We start from the raw sequence: 25,152 nt of genomic DNA, 5'->3' as shown, positions 1-25,152 counted from the left end.
AAATTTGGAATTTTGTATTTTCACTAGAACAAAAAGGAAAAATATGTTTGTGAAATTATGAACAATTTCTGAATTATTGTCTGAAATTACCTATACTCATGTTTATCTGTATTATAATGTTATTATCTTGGATAAAGTGATAAAGGTGGAGATCCTCATGGAACAAGCTTTAAAAATTACAGGTGTTTTAGCTGACCCAACTCGTTATTACATTTATAAATATATTTCGCAAAAACATAGTTACGTAACTGTACAAGAAATTGCAGATGAATTCGATATTCATCCAAACGTAGCGCGTTTACATTTATCTAAATTAGAAGATGTTCATATGCTTAAATCGGAAACGAAGAAAACTGGAAAAGGCGGAAGACCAAGCAGATTATATGTCTTATCTGAAGATGTTATTCAATTGCAATTTCCATTCCGTGATTATCAATTGTTAGCAAGAATAGCATTTAATTCTTTACTTAGCCTTGGCGCTGCTGGTGAAAAAGCGCTATACGAAACAGGAAAACAATTCGGGGCCGAATTAATGCAACAACATATGCAACGTTTAAATGTGAGTGAAGATGCTTTAACAGTAGAGCAAAAAGTTCAAATTGCAAAAGAAGCTTTCTCAACAGCCGGCTTATCACCTGCATTTGAATTAAGTGCAGATGGAACAAAAATTTTCTATGATGTACACAATTGTCCATTTAAAGAAGTTGCTGTTCATCATCCAACTGAAATTTGTAACATGCACGGAGATATGATGAAAGGCATTTTTGAAATCCTATTCCCTAACATGGAATTAACTCGACATGATAGTCTATTAGATGGATGTAAATCTTGTAATTATAAACTAACAATTTAATTTATCATATAAAAAGAAGCCAATAATAATTGGCTTCTTTTTATATGAACGAATATTTACAATAGTAAGAAAAATAAACTATAATGAAAAGAGGTTTTACTTTTTCTAGAAAAGGAGGGAAATAGCATGGATCGCATGTTTCGCGTTCTCGGCTTTTGGACTGGAATTTTCTCGGTTATGTTTTACGTAGGAGATATGCAACAGGCTGCACTACTATTTTTAGGACAAACAGGTTTCTTCGTACTTTTAAGCTATTTAAAATTAACAGAGCGTATGTATATATACGTATTTGGGGCATATTTAACTGTTTTCTTCATAGGATTTACATACTACACGACATTTTTACTTGTCCCTGGGGCTGGACATTAAAAGATGGCATTTTGCCATCTTTTTTTTAATCCCGGAATTTCCTAGTTGACTTATAGGTTTTATTACCTTATATTCTATATAACAGATTGGAATTAGGGGGAATCAACATGAATACACTGCTTGTCGGAATTAACGTTGCAGTCATGCTCATCTTAGTTGGCGTATTATATTATATGCAACGTAAGCATGTATCTTTTAATAAACGTGTATTTACCGCTTTAGGAGTCGGAATTTTATTCGGTCTTATATTACAATTCATTTATGAGCCAACTTCTAAAGTAATTATTGAATCAAATACTTGGTTTGGCTTAATTGGTAACGGTTATGTGAAATTACTTCAAATGATCGTTATGCCACTTATTTTAGTATCTATTATTTCAGCATTTACAAAATTACAGTTAACGAAAAACCTTGGTAAAATTAGTGGTCTTATTATCGGAATTTTAATTCTTACTACAGGAATCGCTGCAGCTGTCGGTATCGCTGCAAGTGCAGGATTTGATGTATCTGCAACAGGCTTGCAACAAGGTGATGCAGAATCTGCTCGTCTGAAACTAGTTGAAGAAAGATTTACTTCTATTGAAAAGACAACAATTCCAGATAAATTATTAGAGCTATTGCCTACAAATCCGTTTCTTGATTTAACAGGCGCTCGTCCAACATCAACAATTTCTGTCGTAATATTTGCAGCCTTTATCGGCATTGCCTTTATAGGTGTAAAACGAAAATATCCAGAACAAGCAGAGCTATTTAAGAAAATGCTTGATGCTGTATATGCAATCGTAATGCGTATGGTAACATTAATTTTACGCCTTACTCCATACGGCGTATTAGCTCTTATGGCAAAAACAGTTGCTGGTAGCGATATAAATGCTATTTTAAAGCTTGGTAACTTCGTGTTAGCCTCTTATGTAGCACTTATCGTAATGTTTATCATTCACTTATTATTAATTGCATTGTCTGGTTTAAATCCAATTCAATATTTGAAAAAAGTGTTCCCTGTACTAACTTTTGCATTCACATCTCGCTCTAGTGCTGGTGCGATGCCATTAAATATTGAAGCTCAAAAAGAAAAGCTTGGTATCTCCGAAGGAATTGCAAACTTCGCAGCTTCATTTGGGGTATCTATCGGACAAAACGGTTGCGCAGGTATTTATCCAGCAATGCTTGCAATGATGGTCGCTCCAACTGTAGGAATTGATCCATTACAACCACAATTTATTTTAACTTTAATCGCTGTTGTTGCTATTAGCTCATTCGGTGTTGCCGGAGTTGGTGGCGGTGCAACATTCGCAGCTTTAATCGTACTATCTACAATGAACTTACCAATCGGTATTGTTGCTCTAGTTATCTCGGTTGAGCCATTAATCGATATGGGTCGTACAGCTCTTAACGTAAGTGGTTCTATGACAGCAGGTCTTATTTCAAGTAAATGGCTTGGTGAATTAGATCAAGATACGTACAATCAAGATGATACAAAAACTGGTGAAATTGCTTCATAATGAAAAAAAGACGCTAACATACAATTGTTAGCGTCTTTTTTATTCCGTTCCCTCTTTATAGATCTTATCTTGAGAATTATCACTCCAAGTATTCTTCTAATTGCTCTTTTAACTCTTCCTCAATCTCATAACAAGATTCATCAGCGAGTTCTCCTACTTTCTTACTACCCAAAATGTTTGATTGAATTGGCATTCCTAAAAAGATTCTTTCACATTCCCAAATTGGAATATTGTGAAATTTAATCATCTCTTTTTCTTCATCTAATATAGCTATAGCAACTGTTGAATAATAACCCACCTCAAAGGGATTCTCTTTTTCTCTTGCAAATCCCATATCTAATTCCATGTTTTTTTCTATGTATAAATGCGAATACTCTTTATACAATTTAAGTGACATTCGCTCTATTTCCTTCTCCATACATTGAATGTTCTCTTTTAACTCCAACGTAAACTCCTGTTCTTTATATTTCATTTTCGCCTCCTTAAACATAGAAAAAGAGAATACAATAATATATTCTCTTTCCTCAAATATATTTCATTATCTCACAGCCCGTCCTTTTCACAAATAACCATTTTGTTCGCACCATTTATGAAATTGTCCTACGTCTACTCCAACTAACACGATATCCTTTAGCTCTACATCAATAATTTGTTCTCCAATTACAATAGCAAACTGCGATGCTAATTTTGTCTCGTTTTTCTTTACAATTCCAATTCGGTTCCGATGCGGTCCATCTTTTATATATGCTTTTTGTCCTACAATATCAAAGTTCAAGATTCTCACCTCTTTTACTGCGCTCAAATTGGAAATACGATCTCCACCTCGGAAAATTTCCTTTCATTGCACTATTTCTCTATATATATGACGAAACAATAAAAGAGTCCTTCCTTCTTTACAATTATTTTTTCTTTGTTTCATTTTTGTGATTGAAACGTAAAGTTTATAATAAAATACACTTGGAAGCGCTTTCTATGTAATTTTTTATGTTATAATATAAAAGTAGAACTTCGTAAAGAGGGTTAAAAAAATGAATACAAAAATGATTAAAAAAGTAATTGAAGCATTAAAAGTATATGGCTTTCAGGATGTATCATTCTGTGACAAAACGAGGCAATTTTTATTTCATAACGAAACCGATATTATGAGCGGCTATGCAGAAATAACATATAGTAGTCAATTTGAAAAATTCAACGTACAAATTCATCCAATTGAAACACATCACCAAGCAGAGTTACAAGAGGTTGAAAGACATATACAAGCTTGTATAAGAAAAGTGGAATATTTAAACGCACTTCTTACCGGGCAGACAAAACTAGATGATAAAATTATTATTATGTAAAAAAAGAACGTGATTGAATCACGTTCTTTTTTCATTATATGTTCATCTTTTCCTTTAGTTGTAATCCTGTAACAGATTCTAATACATCCATCGATTCTCCAAATGTCATATCAAAAATTGTATTGTTCTCTATGTACGGAAACTGTCTGAAACGCTTTTCTAACACCTTTACAGCATCTGATGTAAAGTTTGCACTATCAATGCCAAATTCTGTTTCAAGAAGAACGATCCAATCTAACACATGAAAACCTAATCCATTGACGAATGCAATAAGTTTTTCTTCTGGGTTTGAAGATAAGAATACTTGGCGTTCCATCTCACTAAAAAGTTCTTCTCCTAAGATTTCAGCTAACTCATCATCATGTTCACGTTCAACAAGTTCTTCGTAGCCGTAATCATCCACAAGCTCTTCTACTTCTTCACTATCCTGACAAAGCAATTGACTAAGAAGTGCCTCTTTCTTAAATTCACTATTTTGTACGACTTCTAAAAAGCTCGTTTCCCATCCATTTTCTAATTTCATATTATGTACTCCTTTATATACGTTTCTTATCATCACTGTACCCAAAAGATCACTTTTATAACCTTTTAGGTAGTTACTATTATTTCACATGATTCATAACATAAGATGCAAACTCAGCTACATCTCCTTCAAAAATATTTATTTCTGGCAAGTGATAGAACGTTGTTTGGAGCGGGTTTCCTGCATCATATACATATATCGTTTTCTCTAGTGCAATCGCCATTCCAAACTCTGTATGGCTCCCGTTTCCGCCATCTAATATAAGTAAAAACACATCCGCTTCTTTTACAGCATTTTTTTCTGCCTGACCAATTTCTCTTAATTGTTCTTGATTCACTGCTCTTTCGTTTTTGGTCCAATCATATGTATGGTGCCATCCTGCATGTTTCAGTTCATTTGCTACGGAACATACAAGATGTTTATTTTGGAAACCTGAGGCGATATAAAAATTCATTTATATACACTCCTTCATTATGTATGGGGAAACTCCTTTTTAGCGTTAATTGTTATAGCTATAATAAAGAACAACTTCAAAAAAAATCCCCATCTTTAAAACTTATTTGCGTTTAAATGATGGGATGCTTCATGGTCTTCTTTTATTTTTTGTTTTTTATAACTTTCATCAGCTAACATTTCTAGTTCAGCTGTTATCTCTGATTTTTCAAGCTCTCTTTCTTGCGAAAATTTCCTTGAAATATAAACAATAACACTACCAACGTACAACACAAAGCATATAATAAGTGCAGTATTTTCATAGAGACTTAGCTCCAACACAGTCACTCCTAATCCATTCGTATTTTCACGCTTCATTAATTGGAATTTCCCTATTAACCCATTTGTTATCCCGCTATTTGAGGGCAGTAAAACCCCCTCCTCAAATTCCAGTGAAAGCAAAGAAGTTAGATGGAGGATGCCCCCAACTGATTAAAGTTTCACTTTATTGTAACATAAAAATATCAATTCTTGGAATCTTTCACCCTACTAAAAGAGGCATGATTGTTTCATCATGCCTCTGAAATATTTTGAATGATTGTTTTAATTGCTTCTTTTCCATTATATTTTTTTAGTGCTGTTTTATACTTCTCATTATTTTGATTCAATTCTTCGACATACTTTATAAGAGATTTTACAGTTACATCTTCTTCATATAATACGGAGGCATACCCTTGCCTTTCAAAGGACTCTGCATTTAATATTTGATCTCCACGGCTTGCAAATTTCGATAATGGAATTAAAACCATCGGCTTTTGTAATGTTAAAAATTCAAAAATTGCGTTGGAGCCCGCGCGTGAAATAACAAAATCTGTTACCGCTAATATATCTGGCAGTTCTCCATGTACATATTCAAATTGTCTATATCCTTCTTTATTTTGTAAACTTTCATCAAGGTTACCTTTTCCGCAAAGGTGAACAATTTGATACTTTTTAAGAAGTTCTGGTAATGCTTCTCGAGCCGTATCATTAATTTTTTTCGCGCCCAAGCTACCTCCCATAATCGTAATAACTGGCTTTTTACGTGAAAAACCTAAAAATGCTAAACCTGTTTCACGATTTCCCTTCAGCACTTCTTCACGTACAGGAGATCCCGTATATATTACTTTTTCTTTCGGTAAATGTTTCGCCGCTTCTTCAAATGTAACAAATATTTTCGAAGCAAAACGAAGCGCAATTTTATTTGCTAGTCCTGGCGTCATATCAGATTCATGTAATAAAACTGGTACTCTATTTAGCCATCCTCCAATTACGACTGGTACGGATACGAAACCGCCTTTTGAAAAAATCACATCTGGTTTTAGTTTTCGAATCCTTACATACGCATCCATAACCCCCTTCATTACAAGAAAAGGATCTTTTATATTTTTTAAATCAAAATAACGACGTAGCTTTCCACTCGAAATACTATAGTAGGGAATGCCTTCCTTTTCTATAATCGTTTTCTCAATACCTTGATGAGAACCAATGTAAGAGATATCCCAGTTGTCTTCCTGTAAATATGGGATAATGGCTAAATTAGGTGTTACATGTCCTGCCGAACCGCCACCTGTAAAGACTATTTTCTTCATACGTCTCCCCCTTCTAGACTATAATACACTAAAATATCTTGCCTCAGGGTGAGAAAATACCATAGCCGTTACGGACGCTTCTGGCTCCATCATGAATCCTTCTGTTAATGAAATACCTATTTCCTCTGGATGAATTAAGCGAAATAGCTTTTCTTGATCTGCAAGTTCTGGACACGCCGGATAACCAAATGACACGCGTATTCCTCTATATTTCGTACGGAAACGTTCTTCCATCGTCAGTTCAGGTGAGTCTGGAATGCCCCAGCGGTCACGAATGAGCATATGTGTTTTTTCAGCAAGTCCTTCTGCTAATTCAAGCGCTAACGATTGAATGGCATGACTACGTAAGTAATCACCTTTCGCCTTCCACTCTTCAGCAATGTCCCGAACTCCTTCCCCAACCGTAACAGATAAGAAAGCAACATAGTCCATCTCATCTCCAATTGGGCGCAAATAATCGCCTAAAGTACGATAGGGAGCCTTTCCTTGTCTAGGGAATGTGAAACGCTCTATAACACGCGTATGATCTTCTGGATCATATATTACAATGTTTTGTCCGTCGCTTTGCGCTGGGAAAAATTGATACACTGCTTTCGGCTTTAACCAAGATTGTCCTTCCTGCAATAATTCATCTATTAAATCATTTAATTCATGTGCTCTCTTATCTCCCTCTTTCAAAAGCTTCTTCACATTTCCTTTTAATCCAAGGTGATGCCCAAGTAGCATTTGTCTATTTAAAAATGGAGCGAGATGAAGAGCCGGAATATCACGTAATACAATTCGTTTTGTTGAATCAGGCACCATAACCTCAGCCTTCGGTAATGGCTCAATTACTGCTGGAATTTCTACTTTCTTCTCCTCTTTTTTTACGATATGAAGATGACGTTCTTTTTTATCCTGTTTCATCTTCTCACGCTCTTCTTCTTTTTGAAGCTTATTAATAATATCGAGCCCCGTCATCGCATCACTCGCATAACAAACGAGCCCTTTATATGATGGTGAAATCCGATTATCTGTAAACTTTCTCGTTAACGCTGCACCACCTACAACAATGGGCACATCAATATTTGCTGCTTTTAAATCTTCAGCAGTCGTTACCATTTGTTGCGCTGATTTTACTAATAAACCTGAAAGGCCTATAATGTCCGGCTTCTTTTCTTGTACTTCTTGAACAATTCGATCCGAACGTACATTAATTCCTAAATTAATAATCTCATATCCGTTATTCGCTAAAATAATTTCAACGAGATTTTTCCCAATATCATGCACATCACCTTTTACAGTTGCTAATAATACTTTCCCTTTTTTTGCACTATCGCTAGATTCCATATGTGGCTCTAAATAACTTACAGCAGCTTTCATACTTTCGGCACTTTGCAATACTTCAGCAACAATAAGTTCATTATTATTAAATAGTCGTCCTACCTCATCCATCCCTGTCATAAGCGGACCGTTAATAATATCAAGAGGTTTTCTTCCTTCTTCAAGTGCAAGACTTAAATCCTCGTGTAATCCTTGTTTCGTACCTTCTACAATATAATTTGCTAGTCGTTCATCTAGCGTTAACGTTTCTTGCACAACGACATCTTTCTTTTTAGCGACTCGGTAAAAGTTTGTAAATTCTTCTAACGTCTCTTTCGTCGTTTCAAACAGTAATGCATCTGCAAGGTGTTTTTCTTCCTCTGGAATCGACGCATAGCGTTCTAATTTTTCCGTATTAACAATCGCGTAATCTAATCCAGCCTTCGTAGCATGATATAAAAAGACGGAATTCAATACTTCACGTCCAGCCGGTGGTAAACCAAATGATATGTTACTTACACCTAAAATCGTTAAACACTCTGGTAACGCTTCTTTAATAAGGCGAATGCCCTCTATAGTCGCTGCCGCTGAACCAATATATTCTTCATCACCTGTCCCTACTGGAAACACAAGTGCATCAAAAATAATATCTGACGGGCGTATCCCATATTTCGTCGTTAATAATTCGTAACTTCTTTTTGCAATTTCTAATTTTCTTTCAGCACTTACTGCCATACCATCTTCATCGATTGTACCAACTACAATTGCAGCACCATACTTACGAAGAAGCGGTGTTACCTTTTCAAAACGCTCTTCTCCATCTTCTAAATTAATAGAGTTGATAACAGCTTTTCCTTGAATATAAGTAAGTGCTCTTGCCATAACATTTTCATCCGTTGAATCAATCATAATCGGTACTTTTAACACTTTCGTAACTTCTGTCAAAAATTTCTCCATATCTTCTATTTCATCACGATCAGGATCTGCCATACAAATATCAATAATATGAGCATTTTTCTTCACTTGCGCTCTTGCCACTTCAGCAGCCTCTTCAAATTTCCCTTCTGCTACTAATCGTTTAAATTTACGTGATCCAATAACATTCGTTCTTTCACCTACAAATAACGGTCTCATAGACTCATCATATTGCAGTGCCTCTAATCCACTAATTCCATGTCCTTCTCTCTCATGATGGTCACGAGGCTTAAGAGATGCTAGTGCTTCTTTCATTGCTTTTATATGTTCTGGTGTCGTGCCACAACAACCACCGATAATATTAACCCATCCTTCTTCAGCAAATCGCTTCACCTTTTCAGCGAGAGAAGATGGAGACTCATGGTAATGTCCATCTTCATCAGGAAGACCTGCATTTGGATAACAAGAAATGTAATACTCCGATAAATCAGATAGTGAACGAATATGGTCCCTCATAAACTCCGGACCAGTCGCACAATTTAACCCAACAGATAATGGTTTCATATGTTCTACTGATAAATAAAAAGCTTCAATTGTTTGCCCAGCCAGAGTCGTTCCCATTGGCTCAATCGTTCCTGAAATCATAATAGGAACCGTTTTTTTCAGTTCTTCAAAAGCAGCTTGAATTCCAATATAAGCTGCTTTCACGTTACGCATATCTTGACTCGTCTCAACGAGTAATACATCAACTTCTCCTTTTAATAATCCTCGTGCCTGCCTTGTATAAGCCTCAATCAATTCTTCAAAAGTCACACCACCAGTAACACTAATTGCTTTCGTTGTTGGTCCCATCGCTCCCGCAACATATACTTCCTTACCGCTTTCTTTAACAGCTTGCTTCGCCAAAAGTGCTGCCTTTTCATTTAGTTCTTCATCTAAATGAGACAGCTCATAATCACTTAGTACAATATTCGTTGCCCCAAATGTATTTGTTTCAATAATATCCGCTCCAGCTTCAATATAAGCTTTATGAATCTTTAAAATAACGTCTGGTCTTGTTTCTACTAAATATTCATTACAGCCCTCGTACTCTTCTCCTCCGAAATCTTCAGCAGTTAAATCCTCTTGCTGAATCATTGTTCCCATTGCACCATCTAATATTAAAATGCTATTTTGTAATTTTTCTTCTATACACTTCATCAATTAATACCTTCTTTCACTTCTTGCTTTTCTCTTACATATTTAACAAGATGTTCTGTAATTTCATATTTTAAAAATGGTGTAATAAGATAAATACCATTAAAATATTTCATCGCTGCGTCGATCAATTCTTGCGAAATGCGAATCCCTTCCTCAATTGCCGCCTCTTTCGTTTCGTGTCCATCCATTCTCTCTCTTATTTCTTCTGGAAGAGTAATACCCGGTACCTCAAAATGAAGAAAATCTGCATTCCGCTTACTTACTAACGGCATAATTCCAATAAAAATAGGTTGTTCCAAATGCTTTGTCGCTTCATACACTTCTTCAATTAACGCGATATCGTAAATTGGCTGAGTTAAAAAATATTCCGCTCCAGCATCTATTTTTCGTTCCATTCGCTTAACCGCTGCTTTTAAGTGCCTCACGTGAGGATTAAATGCGCCGCCTACAGAAAACCTTGTCGCCGGTCCAATTGATTTCCCTAAAATTGAACGTCCATCGTTCATTTCTTTAATCATTTTAATGAGCTCAATAGAGGACAAATCGTATACAGAAGTTGCACCAGGAAAATCACCAACGCGCGCTGGATCACCAGTTAAAGCTAACACTTCTTCCATCCCTAACGCCGATAAACCTAACAAATGAGATTGTAGTCCAATGACGTTATGATCCCTACACGTTAAATGTGTCAATACCGGGATATCATGCTTCGTTAATAACGCACCCATTGCCATATTAGAAATACGAGGCGATGCTAATGAATTATCTGCTAGAGTAATAGCATCTGCTCCCGCTCTTTTTAAAGCTCTTGCTCCTTCAAAAAACCGCTGTGTATCTAACGTTTTCGGTGGATCTAATTCCACTACAACTGTCGTTTGTTTTTTCGCTTTCTCTGCTAGAGTGACGTGAGCCTTCGAACGTTTCTCATGCGTATGAACAACTTTCGGCCTTTGAATGGTGTCTTTTTCTATTACAGGTGTAACATTCGCAACAGCGTGCTTCATACTTTGAATATGTTCTGGAGTCGTACCACAACAACCACCTAATAACCGAATACCTTGCTCAATAAATCTCGGCGTCATCGCCTCAAAATAAGCTGGGCTTCCCTCATATACGTAACGTCCCTCCACATAATTCGGGAGACCTGCATTTGGGTATGCTGATAAATAGCCATTTTGCGGAATCGATATCATTTTGAAAGCCTCCGTCATATGAAGCGGCCCTAGTTGACAATTTAATCCAACAACATTTGCACCGTAATCTATAAGTTGCTTTAATATTTCATTGACATCATTTCCATTTTGAGTCGTACCTGCTTCATGTAACGCTAATTGAGCAACAATTGGAATGTTCGTTTGCTTACGCAATACTTTAACAGCATGAAGTAATTCAAATTCATCGTAAAAAGTTTCTAATAGTAATCCATCAACCTGTTCTTCTAGTAAAGCCCCTGCCTGTTCAAGTAGCATAAACTCCCTTTCCATATCAGTCGTTGTAACGGCTCCGATATGTTTCATACCACCAATTGTTCCTAAAATTGCATTTTTATCTGTAACAGATGCTTTCGCCAGTTTTACTGCCGCTCTATTAATTTCTGTAACTTGATTTTCTAAGCCGTACATACGTAATTTCGCCTCATTTGCTCCATACGTATTCGTTTGAATTACATCTGCTCCAGCAGCTACATATTGTTTATGGATCGATATAATTAAGTCTGGATCAGATACATTCAATTCTTCAAAGCTACTTTGCAAGCCATGTGAATGCAATAACGTTCCAACCGCACCATCACCTATTACAATTCCTTTTGATAATAAATCTAGTAATTTCACGAATCTCCCTCATTTCTATCAATATAAAAACCCCCTCTTCACTTTGAAGAGGGGGACATAATCGTTCCTCCTCTTATTATGCAAAACATTCGTTTTGCAGGTATTAGCACCGTTTCAAACATTTCGTTTGAAGGTTGCCGGGTTTCACAGGGCCTTTCCCTCCACCGCTCTCAATAAGAGTTGTCTTTATTATTTTATTTATGTAGCTAAAAGGAAATGCGTTCCCCTTTTAACAATGTTTGTTAATTTTTTAATAAATTTAGCATGCACAAAAGTAAAAGTCAATGACACTTGCGGAAAAATAAAAATTTTTCAAAATAAAGTTGCAATTCAATTATCTTTTGTTGTAAAGTTAAAAACATAATAAAAATTTCATACGAACATTCTTATCTAGAGAGGTAGAGGGACTGGCCCTGTGACGCCTCAGCAACCATTAACATTTTGTTAATAAGGTGCTAATTCCAGCAAATTGTGAAAGATTTGACAGATGAGAAGAAGACTCTATTCAAACCGAAAGCCTTCTTCTTAGAAGGCTTTTTTTATTTTATATTCACTTAATGTTTCAATTTAAAAAGGAGGAATTTTCACATGTCAACAATCGAAACAAAACTAGCACAAATCGGCAATCGCAGTGAAACTACAACTGGAACGGTTAATCCACCAGTTTATTTCTCAACCGCTTATCGTCATGAAGGAATTGGTAAATCTACTGGCTTTGACTATTCACGAACTGGCAATCCAACTCGAGGTCTTTTAGAACAGGCAATCGCAGACTTAGAATATGGCGAACAAGGTTATGCCTGTAGTTCAGGGATGGCGGCTGTTCTCCTCGTCCTTTCTCTATTCCGCTCTGGAGACGAACTTATTGTATCTGAAGATTTATACGGTGGAACGTATCGATTATTTTCTGAACATGAAAAAAAGTGGAATGTTCGATGTAGATACGTAAATACACAGTCTATTAAACAAATTGAGCAAGCTATCACAACTGAAACGAAGGCTATTTTCATAGAAACTCCAACTAATCCATTAATGCAAGTTACTGATATTGCTGCTGTCGCAACTGTAGCGAAAAGGCACGGACTACTTCTTATTGTAGACAACACATTCTACACACCTTATATACAGCAACCATTAACAGAAGGTGCTGACATTGTACTTCACAGCGCAACGAAATATTTAGGGGGACATAACGATGTACTAAGCGGACTTGTCGTTGCAAAAGGAAAGGAACTTTGTGAAGAAATCGCTCATTATCATAATGCATCAGGTGCAGTTTTAAGCCCATTTGACTCATGGTTATTAATTCGCGGTATGAAAACGTTAGCGCTTCGCATGAGACAGCATGAAGAAAATGCGAAAGCAGTTGTTGCATATTTAAATGATGAAGACGGGGTGACAGATGTATTTTATCCTGGAAGAGGCGGCATGATTTCATTTCGCCTTAAAGATGAAGCTTGGATTAATCCATTCTTACAATCTTTATCCTTAATTACATTTGCCGAAAGTCTTGGTGGTGTAGAAAGTTTAATGACTTATCCAGCAACGCAAACACATGCTGATATTCCTGAAGAAATTAGAACAGCAAACGGTGTATGTAATCGTCTTCTTCGATTCTCCGTTGGCATTGAAAATAGTAACGATTTAATTCAAGACTTAAAGCAAGCCATTAAACTTGTAAAAGAAGGTGTAAGAATATGAGTTATTCTATAGATACACTCTTACTACACAACCAATATAAACATGACTCGCAAACAGGAGCTGTGAACGTTCCTATCTATAACACATCAACTTTTCACCAGTTTGATGTAGATACGTTCGGAAAATATGACTATAGCAGGTCAGGAAATCCAACTCGTGAAGCTCTTGAAGATATCATTGCTTTATTAGAAGGTGGAACAAAGGGATTCGCCTTTGCATCAGGCATTGCAGCAATTTCCACTGCATTCCTCCTTCTTTCACAAGGTGATCACGTACTCATTTCAGAAGATGTATACGGAGGCACTTACCGAGTGATAACTGAGGTACTCTCCCGTTACGGTGTTTCACATACATTTGTTGATATGACCAATTTAGAAGAAATAAAACAAAGCATTAAACCAAATACAAAGCTCTTTTATGTAGAAACACCTTCTAATCCACTTTTAAAGGTGACAGATATTCGCGAGGTTTCTAAACTTGCAAAATCTATTGGGGCTCTTACTTTTGTTGATAATACATTTTTGACACCACTATTCCAAAAACCACTTGAACTTGGAGCTGATGTTGTTCTTCATAGTGCCACAAAATTTATTGCTGGGCATAGTGATGTTACTGCCGGATTAGCAGTAGTAAAAGATGCAGAACTCGCTCAAAAGCTTGGATTTTTACAAAATGCATTCGGTGCTATTTTAGGACCTCAAGATTGTTCTCTCGTACTTCGCGGTCTAAAAACATTACATGTACGCCTCGAGCATTCAGCTAAAAATGCCAATAAAATTGCACATTATTTACAAGAGCACGCTAAAGTACAAAATGTCTATTATCCGGGATTACAAACACATCTCGGATTTGATATTCAACAATCTCAAGCAACATCAGCTGGAGCAGTCTTATCATTTACTTTGCAGTCAGAAGATGCACTCCGCCAATTTTTATCAAAAGTAAAATTACCTGTTTTTGCAGTTAGTTTAGGAGCTGTAGAGTCAATTCTTTCTTATCCAGCAAAAATGTCACATGCAGCACTGTCGCAAGAAGCTCGTGATGAAAGAGGAATCTCTAATTCATTACTTCGGTTATCAGTCGGTCTTGAAAATGTTAACGATTTAATATCCGATTTTGAAAATGCCCTTTCTTATGTAGAAGAACCTGTAAATGCATAGAGAAAAAAGAAGATATGAGAATAGGTTTTCATATCTTCTTTTTATGCGATTTAGTTATAGTCATTTGAAATTTTTCTTATAGTCCATAAAAAATAAAAGTATATCATCTATTTCTAAAAAATTTATTAATTGATATATTAAAAAATAAAAAAGGGGTAAAAATAATGGATACTTGTGCAGATATTTTAATCGTTATCGATTTACAAAATGGCGTATGTTATGGCGGAGAGCATTTATTTGATTTACAGAACTTACTAACAAAAGTAAATAAAAGAATTTCTTCATACAGAAAATTAAATAAACCAATCCTTTTTGTTCAACATTGTGATGATGATTTAGTACCCGAGAAAGAACTTTGGGCTATTCATACCGATCTTGATGTTCAAGAACAAGATTTTTTTGTAAGAAAAACACATGCAAATTCATTTTATAAAACAAACTTAAAAGAAATTTTAGATCAATTATCTGTAAATCGCATTGAATTTTGCGGTGCCCAAACAGAGTACTGTATGGATGCTACGATTAAGTTTGCCCACGGACTGGGATACGAAAACTTTATGATACAGAAAACAACCTCTACGTTGAATAATCCTTTTATGTCCGCAAAAGAGACAATTGATTTTTACGAGAACATATGGAATCACAGATTTTTAACGTTGCTAAAAGATGAATTTTAGAATAAATGACTAATGACTTGATTATCCTAAGATTTATCAGCCGTAATCAAATATTTCATTATCACCATAAAGAAGCGAATTACATTCAGCTTCTTTTCTTTTAACCTGTTTTATATTCTATATATATCATTATAATTCCTTTGTCATATTATTTTAAAAATTTCGTATATTCATTTGAAAGAATAAGAAAATCATGATAAAATTGTGTTACAAATATATCTATATCTTTCAATTTTTAAAACGCATCGAAATTTTCACCCAAAAATGTCATTTTACAAAAACGTGCTAATTTACCTATTTTATTTACATCATGGTCTCTTTTCTTACAATTTCTTTACTTTAGGACTTTTTTTCTGCAACAACTATTTTCTTTTCTTTAAATTTTTGGTATGTATAGTATGGTATAATAGCTCACACGGAGGTGGAAAAGAACATGTTAGAAACCTTTCAAAAAGAATTAGAACTATATGAAAGTAATGCAGAATTATTAAAAGTGCTGGCTCATCCTGTTCGTTTATGTATCGTAAAAGGATTAATTGAGCGCGGTCCAAGCAACGTTTCTACAATGTACACTGGCTTAAACATGCCACAATCTACAATTTCACAGCATTTAGCAAAATTAAAAAGCGCTAAAATCGTTTCTAGTGAAAGAAAAGGATTGGAAATTTATTACAAAGTAGAGAACGAAACAATAATTCAACTCGTTCGCGTATTATTAGGTTAGGGACTAATAATCGAAGAAAAAGAACGTATTCTATATTTTTTATCTCATATCTTTAATATAAATATATATCATGAGAGGAAATATATAATACTACATAAGTCGTATTAAAAAACAAGACACAGTATATACTGTGTCTTGTTTTTTATATTGTTACATACCGATCCAAATGTAAATGTTGCATATCTTTTGTATGTATAACAACATCAAACGCACTCCCTACTCCTCCATTCAAAATCATAGAACGAACTGCTCGATTTTGTTTTTGCGTTTCAGAAAAAGGATTCATATCTTGATGGCTCGTAAGCTGTTCTAATATCCCTGCAGCTAACAAGAACTCAGATTGTTTCTTATGCCATACTGCACTCATTCCTTGCATACTAAACATCTCCTTTAGCTCGTCCCAATGAATATGAGTAGTAAGATCCATTTCACCTGGATGCGCTAGTGGGTTACGTATTAGCTTATGCTGATAATAACCTCGCAAACTTCCTTCACGGTGTGCTGGATGCATCCATTCTTCTTTTGTGTATCCGTAATCAACTGTAATACATATACCTTTTTGAAACCATTTCGCAATTTCTTTTATATACTCCTCCATCACAAGTGGTACTTCAAAACGTTGCCCTTCAGCAATATGAATATTATATTTCAATAAATATCGACCAATTCTTTTATCTAACGGCCTACATATTTCTGAAAGGCTTCCTTCCTCTGTATATGTAATACGCACTTCATACAACATACCATTTCTTTTCTCAATTATTTCAACAGGAAATGCATCAAACAACTCATTCGAAAAAAGAATTCCCTCGAAAGAATCTCCCATTTCACTATAAGAGGTATAGTACGATACATTAGAAAATGAGCTAAGGTGCTCCTGCTGTAATTTCCTATGAAAAGGGCTCACTTCAATCATTGAATAGTTTAAATCAATAAAGGTTTTTGGAGATAATTGCTTCCATTCTTGTAAAACATCATAGGCAAACTTTCCAGTTCCCCCACCAACCTCACAAATATTCGAAGCAACTTCACCATTTTCAACAAGACGAATAAAAAGTTTAGCAAAAGTTTTTGCAAAAACAGAGGATACATTGCTACTTGTAAAAAAATCCCCTTGTCTTCCAATCTTTTCACGTTCTTTCATATAATATCCATGACCTTCTGTATACAATACAAGGTTCATATACGTACTATATGAAATTGAATAATCCTTTTCTTTCCCCATCCATTCTCTTAAAATGAGCTCCATTCCCATAATGACTCCTTATTGTAAAAACGGATTATTTTCTTTTTCAAAACCAATGCTTGTTTCTGGACCATGTCCACATAACACCGCTGTCTCATCTGGTAATACAAATAATTTCTCTTCAATACTTCCAATTAATTCAGCAAAACTTCCACCAGGCAAATCTGTTCTTCCAATGCTCATTTGGAACAATACATCTCCTGAGAATACAGCATTTGCCTCTTTACTATAATAAGAAATACTTCCTGGAGAATGTCCTGGCGTCTCAAAAATTTCAAAATTAAATGATCCAATTGTTAATGTACCTTCTGCATCAATAATATGATCCGCTGGTTTTGCTGTAATACTGCGGTTCATCATAAAAATTTGAGAGCCGTTTACAGTTGCATCTCCTAACCAATCTGCTTCTTCTTTATGTACGTATACAGGAATATGAAAAGCGTCTCTTACCGTATCAACAGCACCGATATGATCAAAGTGAGCATGCGTTAATAAAACAGCCAATGGTTTTAATTGTTCTTCTTGTAAATATGTAACGAGCTTTTCACCTTCGTGCCCAGGGTCAAAGATAATGCACTCTTTTTGATCGTTCATTAAAATATAAGCATTTGTTTGTAATGGGCCTAACGGCATTTGTATCCATTTCATATGAAAATCTCCTCCAGTTATTAAACTTACTTTTAATGATACAACATTTCTTTCTCTTAGGAAAAGAAAGGATGCTATCTCGACAATCATTTTTAAAACATGTACAATATAAAAGAGTAAATATTCCAAAAACTCATAATAAGAAATGGGTAGACAGAGGAGGATATTGCATGGGCCTTGTTATTATTTTTACACTTGTCACTCTGTTAGCTGTATTTGCTACGCTTAGAACACTTCGTGAAAAAAACTTTTTCGCGAGCGGCTTTGCAATTGCAACTGTACTCGTTTTCGGATGGTTTACGATCATGACTGTTCTATATAACGGGTATCCACCAGCAGCTTAATTCGTTTACACTTTATTCTTCATCGAGATTTCACACAAAAAGAGGAAGGGTTCCCCCTTCCTCTTTTCATATTTCAAAACTTATATCATCTTCGCTTCGTATTTGTGCTTTTTTACAAGCCAAGCTCCTCCGATAACACCTGCATCATTACCAAGTGTTGCAATAGCTAACTTCGTGCTCTTTACAGCACGTGAGAAAGCGTATTGCTCGAAATAGCGTTGAATTGGTTCTAATAGCGCATCTCCAGCTTTAGACACGCCTCCACCAATAACAATTTTCTCTGGGTTCAACGTACTAGATAGGTTCGCTACAGCTAACCCTAAATAAGAAGCTACCTTTTCTACTACTTCGCCTGCTAATTCATCACCTTGTCCAAGTGCTTCAAAGACATCTTTTGATGTAATACGTCCTTCTTCAGCTAACATAGAACGCAACATGCTTTCTTTATTAGTCTCTTGTATTTTTTGCATAGCAACACGTACAATACCTGTCGCAGATGCTACTGTTTCTAAGCAACCAGACTTCCCGCAATTACATGGGAAAGCATTTTCTGTAACTACTGTAATATGTCCAATCTCACCAGCAGCACCACTCACGCCGTGTACAATCTCACCATTGGCGATTACACCACCACCAACGCCCGTACCAAGTGTCATGCAGATTAAATCTTTTGCACCTTCACCAGCACCTTTCCACATTTCACCAAGCGCTGCTAAGTTTGCATCATTATCAATAACAACAGGTAATCCTGTTTCTACTTCTAATAAATCTTTTAGCGGATAGTTTTTCCACCCTAAATTAACCGCTTCATAAATCATTCCAGATGCCACATGTACAGGGCCAGGAGCTCCCATACCAATACCAATTAACTTGCTCTTCAATTCGCCTAATTCTTCTAGCTTTTTATCAATTGCTTTCGCAACATCAAGTGTAATATGTTTTCCTTGCTCACCTGTATTTGTAGGGATTTCCCACTTATGTAAAATTTCGCCGTATACATTAATAAATGCTAATTTAATCGTTGTACCACCAAGGTCAACACCAACTAACCATTTCTCTTCCATGTTGCTTACCTACCTTTATCTAATTCTTATTTAGCTCTTTTTGAATTTCTTGCTTCAATAAAAATAAAGCTGTTTGATAGTCTTGTGGATCGATTAGCTGTGATTGATTTAATTCACGCAATTCATCTTGCATTAATTGTAAATCTGCAATTCGATCTCCCGTATAAATAATCGTACCAAATTTCTTTAGCAATTGCTGAATATCATAAATAGATACCATTTCATCACCCTCTATGCTCACTTACTATAAAAATTATAATAAGAAAACGTTCACATATTTTATTATAATCAAGAAGAAAAAGTCTCGTCAATTTTTATTTGTCTATACAAGCTCATTTATAAGCATTGTTCCTTTTTCTGTAATAATTTTTTCTATATTTTTATCAAATGGCTCTATCGGAATGTGTTTTACCATTTGAAAATCATATGCTAATGATAGCGTTTTCCCTTTATAATGCACGAGATAACGATCATAATAGCCCCCGCCGTATCCAATCCGTTCTCCTCGCTCTGTATAAGCTACGCCTGGCACAATTTGAAGATCAATGTCATCCGCACTCACTTCTTCCGTAAGTCCCGGAATCGGTTCACGTAAGTTCATATACACCGTTTCTAATTGATCAAAATCACTAATTTTCCGGAAGGACATCGTTCTTGTTCCTTTATTACACTTAGGAACTACAACTTTCTTTCCTTCTTCCCAAGCTTTTTCGATAATAGGATATGTATTCACTTCATTTTCCATTGAGAGAGTAATTCCAATTGTTTTAGCTTCAACCCACTCTTTTTGCGCATACAACGAAAATGCAATCTGTTCTGATAAAGTTGTATATTGTTCTTCTGATAAAGAATTCATGTGTTCTATTATTTGTTTACGCAAACGCACTTTCTCTTCTTTCACACATTCTCCTCCTTACAGTGACACTTTACTCTATGATGATAGTGTATCACTTTTAACATAGGAATCGAATAAAAAAAGAAACAGTAGGAAAATATTCCTACTGCTTACTTTGTTTCACGGTGTAACGTAGACTTCTTGTCACGCTTGCAATACTTTTTAAGCTCGATACGCTCAGCGTTGTTACGTTTATTTTTCTTTGAGATATAGTTACGATCTCCGCATTCTGTACATGCTAGAGTAATATTCACACGCATTCTTATTTCCCTCCAGTACTAATAACTTAAATCAGACTATACTATAATACCACTTTTAAAATAAAAATTCTACACCTTTTGATATTGTCTAATTTTTTCTATAAGATTTTTCATGTTTTCCCTTGCTATTACTGGGTTTCTAGCATGTGAATACACTAAAAATTTTGGTTGTTTTGTGTCAGAAACGATATAAGACCACTCTTTTTCAGTATATTTGAACTGTACTCCTTCAAATATACCTTCTCCCTTCCTTTCAATATCATCCAATAATTTCCTCATAATTTTCCCTTTTTCATTCCATGAACATACCACTTCATCATAAAGTAAATAGAGCGGAGGTGATTGCTCTACTATGCTGAGAAACGTTTTTCCTTGCAATGCTATTAGCTCAAATAATTTTCCAATTCGATATAAAATATCTCGCTTCCACCTTACTTGAAACGACTTCCTTTCATCCTGCGTATAAAACAGAAGATAACATTCTCCTAATTTCAAAGACATTGGGTAAATATTTCCTGTAGATTCGAGTAAGAAATCTGGAATATCTACCTCTTCCAAATCTGTACCTTGGTAAATATTACTATGTTTATCGTATAACTCGAAATGATTTCCTTGCTCAGAAAACATAAGAGCCATATTTGCTTTACTTGATTTCATCAAAGCTTTCACATGATCTTTTTGTTCGCTTGCATAAATCCATGTAACTGTACAACCAAGTCTTTGTAGAAAGAGCATAAGTAAATGTTGCAACGTATCATTTCTCTTATTAATAAGAAGATGAAACTTCTGCATCTGTATTTTCTCGATATCAATATGCCCCAATATAACTTCTATATACTCATTCATAGAAACATGAACCAGCTTATTTCTCCCCATCTCTTTCTCATGCACGTAATAAAACAATTCGGACATATATACTTGTTCTATCTCTTTTTGCTGCTTATACGTTAACGGCATGCCAGCTTGACCATACAACTTTATAACAATCTCATTCTCATTCTCCACTTGAATGAAAACCCCACCTGCACATTGCAAATGATGAACACTATATTGAAAAAGTGACTCGTTCATTTCTTTGCATTCCATCGTATGAATCCCTATACCATGAATAGCATGTAAAAATAAATTTTTATAAGAGGTTGTTTCTATATTTTCTTGACTTCCAATTAATATACTTTCTCCTTTTGTAAAAAGAGAGCCATACGCCATCGCAATCTTCACGATAAACTGGGGAGTAATTTCAACATTCCCTCTTCCTACAATGCGGCTTTTTTGTAACCACCCTGCACTCATTTCACTCTCTTGAATACCAGCCGCTCCTACTATCGAATGACTATCAATCGCCTTATAAGGCCATAGTTTTCCTTTTTGCTTAATTATCGTACTTCTCCCGATATGACAGTGATCCGCTACAATGCTTTTTTGAAACAGTGTAACGTCATCTTCAACTATTGTACGCTCTCCTATTGTCGTTTCTAATAGTTCACAATACTTTCCAATATGGGCATTTGCAAAAACAATACTTTTTTGAAGATGAGAATAATTTGAAACGATACTATTTTTTCCAATAATAGAATATGGCTCAATTACAGCTCCTGTACCAATCTTTGCTCCTTCTCCAATGAAAGAGGGGCCATGAATTTTTGTCCCTTTCCCAATCGTCACCCCTTCTCCCATCCATACCATCGGTAATACTTCCGTATAAGGAATAGGTACTTGTAACTTTTTCGTTAACAAATCAAATTGTGCTTGTCGATATTGATTAAATGTGCCGATATCTAACCAATAACCTTCTGACAAATATGCGAATAACACATTTTTGTTTGCCAATAACGGAAACACATCATGACTGAAATCAAAAAATTGTCTAGGCGGTATGTAAGAAAAGATTTCTGGCTCCATAATATATATGCCTGTATTCACAACATTAGATACTACCTCATTCCAGCCCGGCTTTTCTATATATCGTGTAACCTCCTGGTCTTTATTCATTACAACCAATCCAAATGAGAGTGGATTTTCTACTTCTTTCACAAACATTGTTACCATTCTTTTCTTTTGTTCATGAAACCTAATTCCTTCTGATAATTGAAAGTCAGTTAATGCATCCCCGCTTATTACAACAAATGTTTCATCTAAAAATTGTTCTGCTTGTTTAATACTCCCTGCTGTACCAAGCGGAGGAGAGTCTTCAAAATAATACAAGTTAACTCCCCATTTACTACCATCACCAAAATATCGCTTAATCGTCGTACTCATATATTGAACAGTAATTGCAATTTCACGAATACCATGCTGGCGTAATAACTCAATATTGTATTCTAAAACTGGTTTTTCTAATAATGGTAACATCGGCTTTGGAGTATTACATGTTAATGGTCTAAGGCGTCTTCCTTTTCCTCCAGCTAAAATAACCCCCTTCATATACTTCAGCCTCCACTTATATAATGTTCAGTAGCTCCATATACCATATGTATATTCTCTATCCCACATGAACTAGCAGCATAAACTTGATTAGTTAAACGAATCCTCATTTAAAAGACCCTATAATTAAATTTCCCACCTATAAAAACGTACGTTTCAAACGACAAGAAAGCGCTTACTATTAATTGATAAATAATACTTATTAACGAACAACATATATACTAATTTTCCCATTACATTATGATACATCTTATCATCATAAACTAAAGGAAACAACGAGCTTTTTTTGTCATGTTTTGACTAAAAAAAGCAGGTGATTTCTCATCACCTACTTTCATTCCTACTCATTCAATAAATAATGCTTTCCTTTTACTAAATAAAATACATTTTCAGCAATGTTTGTAATATGGTCTGCTACACGCTCAATATATCTCGCCACAAATGATAATTGTGTAATTTGCGTAATTGCTTCTGGTTGTTCCGGAACTGAAGATATAAACTCACGAATTGCTTTTCCATATATTTCATCAACGGAATCATCCATTTCAGCAATTTGTTTCGCGAAAGTTAAATTTTCTTGTTCATATGCTTCTAACGCTAAATGCAACATCTTATTTGCAACCGCAAACATTTCATCCAGGTTGTGCAAACTAACAGCCACTTCTTTTTCCCCAAGACGAATTGTAGCCTTTGCAATATTAACAGCATGATCTGCAATACGCTCTAAATCTGTCGCTGTTTTAATTGAAATAAAGATCCTTCTTAAGTCACTTGCTACAGGTTGCTGCTTCGTAATGAGCATAAGCGCAAGATCGTTTATTTCCTCTTCTAAATTATCCATACGGTAATCACCATCAATGACCTCTAACGCTTTCTCTACATCCCTTGTATGCAGACCTTCCATAGCAATCAATAAAGCCGCATTTGCTAATTCGCCAAGCTCAATCACCTTTTGCTGTAACACTTTTAAATCACCTTGAAACTGTTCTCTTACCATTTTTTCTTCCCCCTCAATATTATGTGCCATTATATACAAAGTGAAACTTTAATCACCCCTCATCAATCGGGCTTTTACAGGCCGCCTGCCCACCTAACTTCTTTGCTTTTGCTGAATTTTGAGGTGGGGTCTTACTGCCCGCAAATAGCGGGATAAATCTCCTACATAACCTCTTACGCTTGTAATAAACCTTAAGATAAAGAGAAGGTATTACTTCCCTATTAAAGTGAGATAAAAATAAGAAATGCCCTCTGTTAAGAGGGCATTTTCTCTTAGCTTTGCAACGATATCAACCAAAGCGACCTGTAATATAATCTTCTGTACGCTTATCTGAAGGCGTCGTAAATAATTTGTTTGTATCTGTATACTCCACAACTTCCCCGCTTAAGAAGAAAGCGGTTTTGTCTGAAATACGCGCTGCTTGTTGCATATTATGCGTTACGATAACAATACTAAAGTCTTTCTTTAACTCTTGAATTAATTCTTCTACTTTTAATGTTGAAATTGGATCTAGTGCCGATGTTGGCTCATCCATTAAAATAACGTCTGGCTCAATAGCTAAGCAACGTGCGATGCATAGACGCTGTTGCTGTCCACCAGATAAACCGTATGCATTATCGTGCAAACGATCTTTTAACTCATCCCAAATCGCTGCTCCGCGTAAACTTTTCTCAACAATTTCATCTAATGTCTTTTTGTCACGAATACCATGGATTTTTGGACCGTATGCTACATTCTCATAAATAGATTTTGGAAATGGATTTGGCTTTTGGAACACCATTCCTACGTGCGTTCTTAATTCTTCAACTGGATATGATTTATCAAATATATTGCGTTCTCTATACTCAATTACACCTGTAGTTCGAACGATCGGTACTAACTCTACCATGCGATTTAACGTTTTTAAGTACGTTGATTTACCACAGCCACTTGGACCGATAATTGCTGTAACTTCATTCTCATGAATACTTAAATTAATATCTTTTAAAGCATGGTCTTCCCCATACCATAAATTTAAGTTTTTCGTATCAAATACTACTTTCTTTGGCGCAGTCTCGATTTTCTCTTCGTTTTTCACCTGTACATTTACTACTGTTGCTACCATTTGAATTC

The 25,152-nt window shown here is 35.4% G+C and carries 26 protein-coding genes and 2 riboswitches; of the genes, 9 read left to right on the top strand and 17 right to left on the bottom strand.

Annotated features, from left to right (window positions below):
* Nucleotides 1–157 precede the first annotated feature (157 nt).
* The 3 genes from IBT51_RS04295 to IBT51_RS04285 all read left to right on the top strand — a co-directional run bounded on the left by IBT51_RS04295 (nucleotide 158) and on the right by IBT51_RS04285 (nucleotide 2,724).
* Complete coding sequence (locus IBT51_RS04295) at nucleotides 158–853, top strand: helix-turn-helix transcriptional regulator (RefSeq protein WP_000434107.1); 696 nt, start codon at nucleotides 158–160, stop codon at nucleotides 851–853.
* A 126-nt stretch (nucleotides 854–979) separates the two neighbouring features.
* Entirely contained in the window at nucleotides 980–1,222 is a 243-nt protein-coding gene (locus IBT51_RS04290; RefSeq protein WP_000375619.1) for a DUF2626 domain-containing protein, read from the top strand.
* Nucleotides 1,223–1,329: 107 nt separating this feature from the next.
* Nucleotides 1,330–2,724, top strand: coding sequence for an L-cystine transporter (locus IBT51_RS04285; RefSeq protein ID WP_001094344.1), 1,395 nt, complete (start codon nucleotides 1,330–1,332; stop codon nucleotides 2,722–2,724).
* A gap of 79 nt (nucleotides 2,725–2,803) precedes the next feature.
* Here the strand turns inward: IBT51_RS04285 and IBT51_RS04280 are convergent, their stop codons facing one another.
* Nucleotides 2,804–3,196 carry a hypothetical protein gene (locus IBT51_RS04280; protein ID WP_053563649.1) on the bottom strand — a complete coding sequence of 131 codons (393 nt, stop codon included), beginning with the start codon at nucleotides 3,194–3,196 and terminating at the stop codon, nucleotides 2,804–2,806.
* An 87-nt stretch (nucleotides 3,197–3,283) separates the two neighbouring features.
* On the bottom strand, nucleotides 3,284–3,499 hold the full coding sequence (locus IBT51_RS04275) for a DUF3912 family protein (RefSeq protein ID WP_001008326.1): 216 nt from the start codon (nucleotides 3,497–3,499) through the stop codon (nucleotides 3,284–3,286).
* A 253-nt stretch (nucleotides 3,500–3,752) separates the two neighbouring features.
* Here IBT51_RS04275 and IBT51_RS04270 point away from each other — a divergent pair, with 253 nt between their 5' ends.
* On the top strand, nucleotides 3,753–4,064 hold the full coding sequence (locus IBT51_RS04270) for a hypothetical protein (RefSeq protein WP_001093240.1): 312 nt from the start codon (nucleotides 3,753–3,755) through the stop codon (nucleotides 4,062–4,064).
* 34 nt (nucleotides 4,065–4,098) lie between these two features.
* Here IBT51_RS04270 and IBT51_RS04265 read toward each other — a convergent pair whose 3' ends face one another.
* The 6 genes from IBT51_RS04265 to IBT51_RS04240 all read right to left on the bottom strand — a co-directional run bounded on the left by IBT51_RS04265 (nucleotide 4,099) and on the right by IBT51_RS04240 (nucleotide 11,899).
* The gene (locus IBT51_RS04265) at nucleotides 4,099–4,587 is read right to left on the bottom strand and encodes a hypothetical protein (RefSeq protein WP_139213257.1); all 489 of its coding nucleotides are present in this window, start codon (nucleotides 4,585–4,587) and stop codon (nucleotides 4,099–4,101) included.
* A 79-nt stretch (nucleotides 4,588–4,666) separates the two neighbouring features.
* Nucleotides 4,667–5,041 (bottom strand): nucleoside 2-deoxyribosyltransferase, encoded by a 375-nt coding sequence (locus IBT51_RS04260; RefSeq protein ID WP_088020495.1) that lies wholly within the window; start codon nucleotides 5,039–5,041, stop codon nucleotides 4,667–4,669.
* Between the two features lie 95 nt (nucleotides 5,042–5,136).
* Nucleotides 5,137–5,397: a DUF3966 domain-containing protein gene (locus IBT51_RS04255; RefSeq protein ID WP_000817964.1), complete on the bottom strand. Its 261-nt coding sequence runs from the start codon at nucleotides 5,395–5,397 to the stop codon at nucleotides 5,137–5,139.
* A 194-nt stretch (nucleotides 5,398–5,591) separates the two neighbouring features.
* On the bottom strand, nucleotides 5,592–6,650 hold the full coding sequence (murG, locus tag IBT51_RS04250) for an undecaprenyldiphospho-muramoylpentapeptide beta-N-acetylglucosaminyltransferase (RefSeq protein ID WP_000724780.1): 1,059 nt from the start codon (nucleotides 6,648–6,650) through the stop codon (nucleotides 5,592–5,594).
* A gap of 18 nt (nucleotides 6,651–6,668) precedes the next feature.
* On the bottom strand, nucleotides 6,669–10,067 hold the full coding sequence (metH, locus tag IBT51_RS04245; RefSeq protein WP_200458071.1) for a methionine synthase: 3,399 nt from the start codon (nucleotides 10,065–10,067) through the stop codon (nucleotides 6,669–6,671).
* Nucleotides 10,067–11,899, bottom strand: coding sequence for a bifunctional homocysteine S-methyltransferase/methylenetetrahydrofolate reductase (locus tag IBT51_RS04240; protein ID WP_000770353.1), 1,833 nt, complete (start codon nucleotides 11,897–11,899; stop codon nucleotides 10,067–10,069). Before IBT51_RS04240 ends, metH begins: the two co-directional genes overlap by 1 nt.
* 70 nt (nucleotides 11,900–11,969) lie before the next feature.
* Nucleotides 11,970–12,079, bottom strand: a riboswitch (SAM riboswitch).
* A 203-nt stretch (nucleotides 12,080–12,282) separates the two neighbouring features.
* Nucleotides 12,283–12,393, top strand: a riboswitch (SAM riboswitch).
* A gap of 94 nt (nucleotides 12,394–12,487) precedes the next feature.
* On the opposite strand from IBT51_RS04240, the gene metI reads away from it, so the two are divergent.
* The 4 genes from metI to IBT51_RS04220 all read left to right on the top strand — a co-directional run bounded on the left by metI (nucleotide 12,488) and on the right by IBT51_RS04220 (nucleotide 16,161).
* On the top strand, nucleotides 12,488–13,600 hold the full coding sequence (metI, locus tag IBT51_RS04235) for a cystathionine gamma-synthase/O-acetylhomoserine thiolyase (protein WP_000103889.1): 1,113 nt from the start codon (nucleotides 12,488–12,490) through the stop codon (nucleotides 13,598–13,600).
* A complete protein-coding gene (metC, locus tag IBT51_RS04230; RefSeq protein ID WP_023523020.1) occupies nucleotides 13,597–14,760 on the top strand; it encodes a cystathionine beta-lyase in 1,164 nt (387 codons plus the stop codon). The genes metI and metC overlap by 4 nt, the downstream gene beginning before the upstream one ends.
* A gap of 164 nt (nucleotides 14,761–14,924) precedes the next feature.
* The gene (locus IBT51_RS04225; RefSeq protein WP_069356200.1) at nucleotides 14,925–15,437 is read left to right on the top strand and encodes a cysteine hydrolase family protein; all 513 of its coding nucleotides are present in this window, start codon (nucleotides 14,925–14,927) and stop codon (nucleotides 15,435–15,437) included.
* Between the two features lie 433 nt (nucleotides 15,438–15,870).
* The gene (locus IBT51_RS04220; protein ID WP_000894377.1) at nucleotides 15,871–16,161 is read left to right on the top strand and encodes an ArsR/SmtB family transcription factor; all 291 of its coding nucleotides are present in this window, start codon (nucleotides 15,871–15,873) and stop codon (nucleotides 16,159–16,161) included.
* Nucleotides 16,162–16,303: 142 nt separating this feature from the next.
* Here IBT51_RS04220 and IBT51_RS04215 read toward each other — a convergent pair whose 3' ends face one another.
* Both IBT51_RS04215 and IBT51_RS04210 read right to left on the bottom strand, forming a co-directional pair.
* Nucleotides 16,304–17,416: a class I SAM-dependent methyltransferase gene (locus IBT51_RS04215; protein ID WP_200458072.1), complete on the bottom strand. Its 1,113-nt coding sequence runs from the start codon at nucleotides 17,414–17,416 to the stop codon at nucleotides 16,304–16,306.
* A gap of 9 nt (nucleotides 17,417–17,425) precedes the next feature.
* A complete protein-coding gene (locus IBT51_RS04210; RefSeq protein WP_200458073.1) occupies nucleotides 17,426–18,055 on the bottom strand; it encodes an MBL fold metallo-hydrolase in 630 nt (209 codons plus the stop codon).
* A gap of 170 nt (nucleotides 18,056–18,225) precedes the next feature.
* On the opposite strand from IBT51_RS04210, the gene IBT51_RS04205 reads away from it, so the two are divergent.
* Nucleotides 18,226–18,399 carry a DUF2759 domain-containing protein gene (locus IBT51_RS04205; protein WP_000524852.1) on the top strand — a complete coding sequence of 58 codons (174 nt, stop codon included), beginning with the start codon at nucleotides 18,226–18,228 and terminating at the stop codon, nucleotides 18,397–18,399.
* Between the two features lie 80 nt (nucleotides 18,400–18,479).
* Here the strand turns inward: IBT51_RS04205 and glcK are convergent, their stop codons facing one another.
* The 7 genes from glcK to pstB all read right to left on the bottom strand — a co-directional run bounded on the left by glcK (nucleotide 18,480) and on the right by pstB (nucleotide 25,144).
* Entirely contained in the window at nucleotides 18,480–19,463 is a 984-nt protein-coding gene (gene glcK / locus IBT51_RS04200; RefSeq protein ID WP_000391701.1) for a glucokinase, read from the bottom strand.
* A gap of 19 nt (nucleotides 19,464–19,482) precedes the next feature.
* Entirely contained in the window at nucleotides 19,483–19,683 is a 201-nt protein-coding gene (locus tag IBT51_RS04195) for a YqgQ family protein (protein WP_000253699.1), read from the bottom strand.
* A gap of 102 nt (nucleotides 19,684–19,785) precedes the next feature.
* Entirely contained in the window at nucleotides 19,786–20,364 is a 579-nt protein-coding gene (locus IBT51_RS04190) for a 5-formyltetrahydrofolate cyclo-ligase (RefSeq protein ID WP_069356203.1), read from the bottom strand.
* Nucleotides 20,365–20,468: 104 nt separating this feature from the next.
* A complete protein-coding gene (rpmG, locus tag IBT51_RS04185) occupies nucleotides 20,469–20,618 on the bottom strand; it encodes a 50S ribosomal protein L33 (protein ID WP_001265616.1) in 150 nt (49 codons plus the stop codon).
* A 69-nt stretch (nucleotides 20,619–20,687) separates the two neighbouring features.
* Nucleotides 20,688–23,042 carry a sugar phosphate nucleotidyltransferase gene (locus IBT51_RS04180; protein ID WP_048563824.1) on the bottom strand — a complete coding sequence of 785 codons (2,355 nt, stop codon included), beginning with the start codon at nucleotides 23,040–23,042 and terminating at the stop codon, nucleotides 20,688–20,690.
* 340 nt (nucleotides 23,043–23,382) lie between these two features.
* Nucleotides 23,383–24,039, bottom strand: coding sequence for a phosphate signaling complex protein PhoU (gene phoU, locus IBT51_RS04175; protein WP_000251246.1), 657 nt, complete (start codon nucleotides 24,037–24,039; stop codon nucleotides 23,383–23,385).
* A 289-nt stretch (nucleotides 24,040–24,328) separates the two neighbouring features.
* Nucleotides 24,329–25,144: a phosphate ABC transporter ATP-binding protein gene (gene pstB / locus IBT51_RS04170; protein WP_000226681.1), complete on the bottom strand. Its 816-nt coding sequence runs from the start codon at nucleotides 25,142–25,144 to the stop codon at nucleotides 24,329–24,331.
* Nucleotides 25,145–25,152: the final 8 nt, after the last annotated feature.

This window comes from Bacillus sp. S71 (genome assembly GCF_016625265.1).
Classification (GTDB): domain Bacteria; phylum Bacillota; class Bacilli; order Bacillales; family Bacillaceae_G; genus Bacillus_A; species Bacillus_A cereus.
This window is presented reverse-complemented; position numbering and strand designations above follow the sequence as displayed.

Bases quoted from the DNA above. Each gene is read 5' to 3' on its own strand.
- IBT51_RS04295 (WP_000434107.1), top strand. From the start codon at position 158: ATGGAACAAGCTTTAAAAATTACAGGTGTTTTAGCTGACCCAACTCGT.
- IBT51_RS04290 (WP_000375619.1), top strand. From the start codon at position 980: ATGGATCGCATGTTTCGCGTTCTCGGCTTTTGGACTGGAATTTTCTCG.
- IBT51_RS04285 (WP_001094344.1), top strand. From the start codon at position 1,330: ATGAATACACTGCTTGTCGGAATTAACGTTGCAGTCATGCTCATCTTA.
- IBT51_RS04280 (WP_053563649.1), bottom strand. From the start codon at position 3,196: ATGAAATATAAAGAACAGGAGTTTACGTTGGAGTTAAAAGAGAACATT.
- IBT51_RS04270 (WP_001093240.1), top strand. From the start codon at position 3,753: ATGAATACAAAAATGATTAAAAAAGTAATTGAAGCATTAAAAGTATAT.
- IBT51_RS04265 (WP_139213257.1), bottom strand. From the start codon at position 4,587: ATGAAATTAGAAAATGGATGGGAAACGAGCTTTTTAGAAGTCGTACAA.
- IBT51_RS04260 (WP_088020495.1), bottom strand. From the start codon at position 5,041: ATGAATTTTTATATCGCCTCAGGTTTCCAAAATAAACATCTTGTATGT.
- IBT51_RS04255 (WP_000817964.1), bottom strand. From the start codon at position 5,397: ATGAAGCGTGAAAATACGAATGGATTAGGAGTGACTGTGTTGGAGCTA.
- murG (WP_000724780.1), bottom strand. From the start codon at position 6,650: ATGAAGAAAATAGTCTTTACAGGTGGCGGTTCGGCAGGACATGTAACA.
- metH (WP_200458071.1), bottom strand. From the start codon at position 10,067: ATGAAGTGTATAGAAGAAAAATTACAAAATAGCATTTTAATATTAGAT.
- metI (WP_000103889.1), top strand. From the start codon at position 12,488: ATGTCAACAATCGAAACAAAACTAGCACAAATCGGCAATCGCAGTGAA.
- metC (WP_023523020.1), top strand. From the start codon at position 13,597: ATGAGTTATTCTATAGATACACTCTTACTACACAACCAATATAAACAT.
- IBT51_RS04225 (WP_069356200.1), top strand. From the start codon at position 14,925: ATGGATACTTGTGCAGATATTTTAATCGTTATCGATTTACAAAATGGC.
- IBT51_RS04220 (WP_000894377.1), top strand. From the start codon at position 15,871: ATGTTAGAAACCTTTCAAAAAGAATTAGAACTATATGAAAGTAATGCA.
- IBT51_RS04215 (WP_200458072.1), bottom strand. From the start codon at position 17,416: ATGGGAATGGAGCTCATTTTAAGAGAATGGATGGGGAAAGAAAAGGAT.
- IBT51_RS04210 (WP_200458073.1), bottom strand. From the start codon at position 18,055: ATGAAATGGATACAAATGCCGTTAGGCCCATTACAAACAAATGCTTAT.
- IBT51_RS04205 (WP_000524852.1), top strand. From the start codon at position 18,226: ATGGGCCTTGTTATTATTTTTACACTTGTCACTCTGTTAGCTGTATTT.
- glcK (WP_000391701.1), bottom strand. From the start codon at position 19,463: ATGGAAGAGAAATGGTTAGTTGGTGTTGACCTTGGTGGTACAACGATT.
- IBT51_RS04195 (WP_000253699.1), bottom strand. From the start codon at position 19,683: ATGGTATCTATTTATGATATTCAGCAATTGCTAAAGAAATTTGGTACG.
- rpmG (WP_001265616.1), bottom strand. From the start codon at position 20,618: ATGCGTGTGAATATTACTCTAGCATGTACAGAATGCGGAGATCGTAAC.
- IBT51_RS04180 (WP_048563824.1), bottom strand. From the start codon at position 23,042: ATGAAGGGGGTTATTTTAGCTGGAGGAAAAGGAAGACGCCTTAGACCA.
- phoU (WP_000251246.1), bottom strand. From the start codon at position 24,039: ATGGTAAGAGAACAGTTTCAAGGTGATTTAAAAGTGTTACAGCAAAAG.
- pstB (WP_000226681.1), bottom strand. From the start codon at position 25,144: ATGGTAGCAACAGTAGTAAATGTACAGGTGAAAAACGAAGAGAAAATC.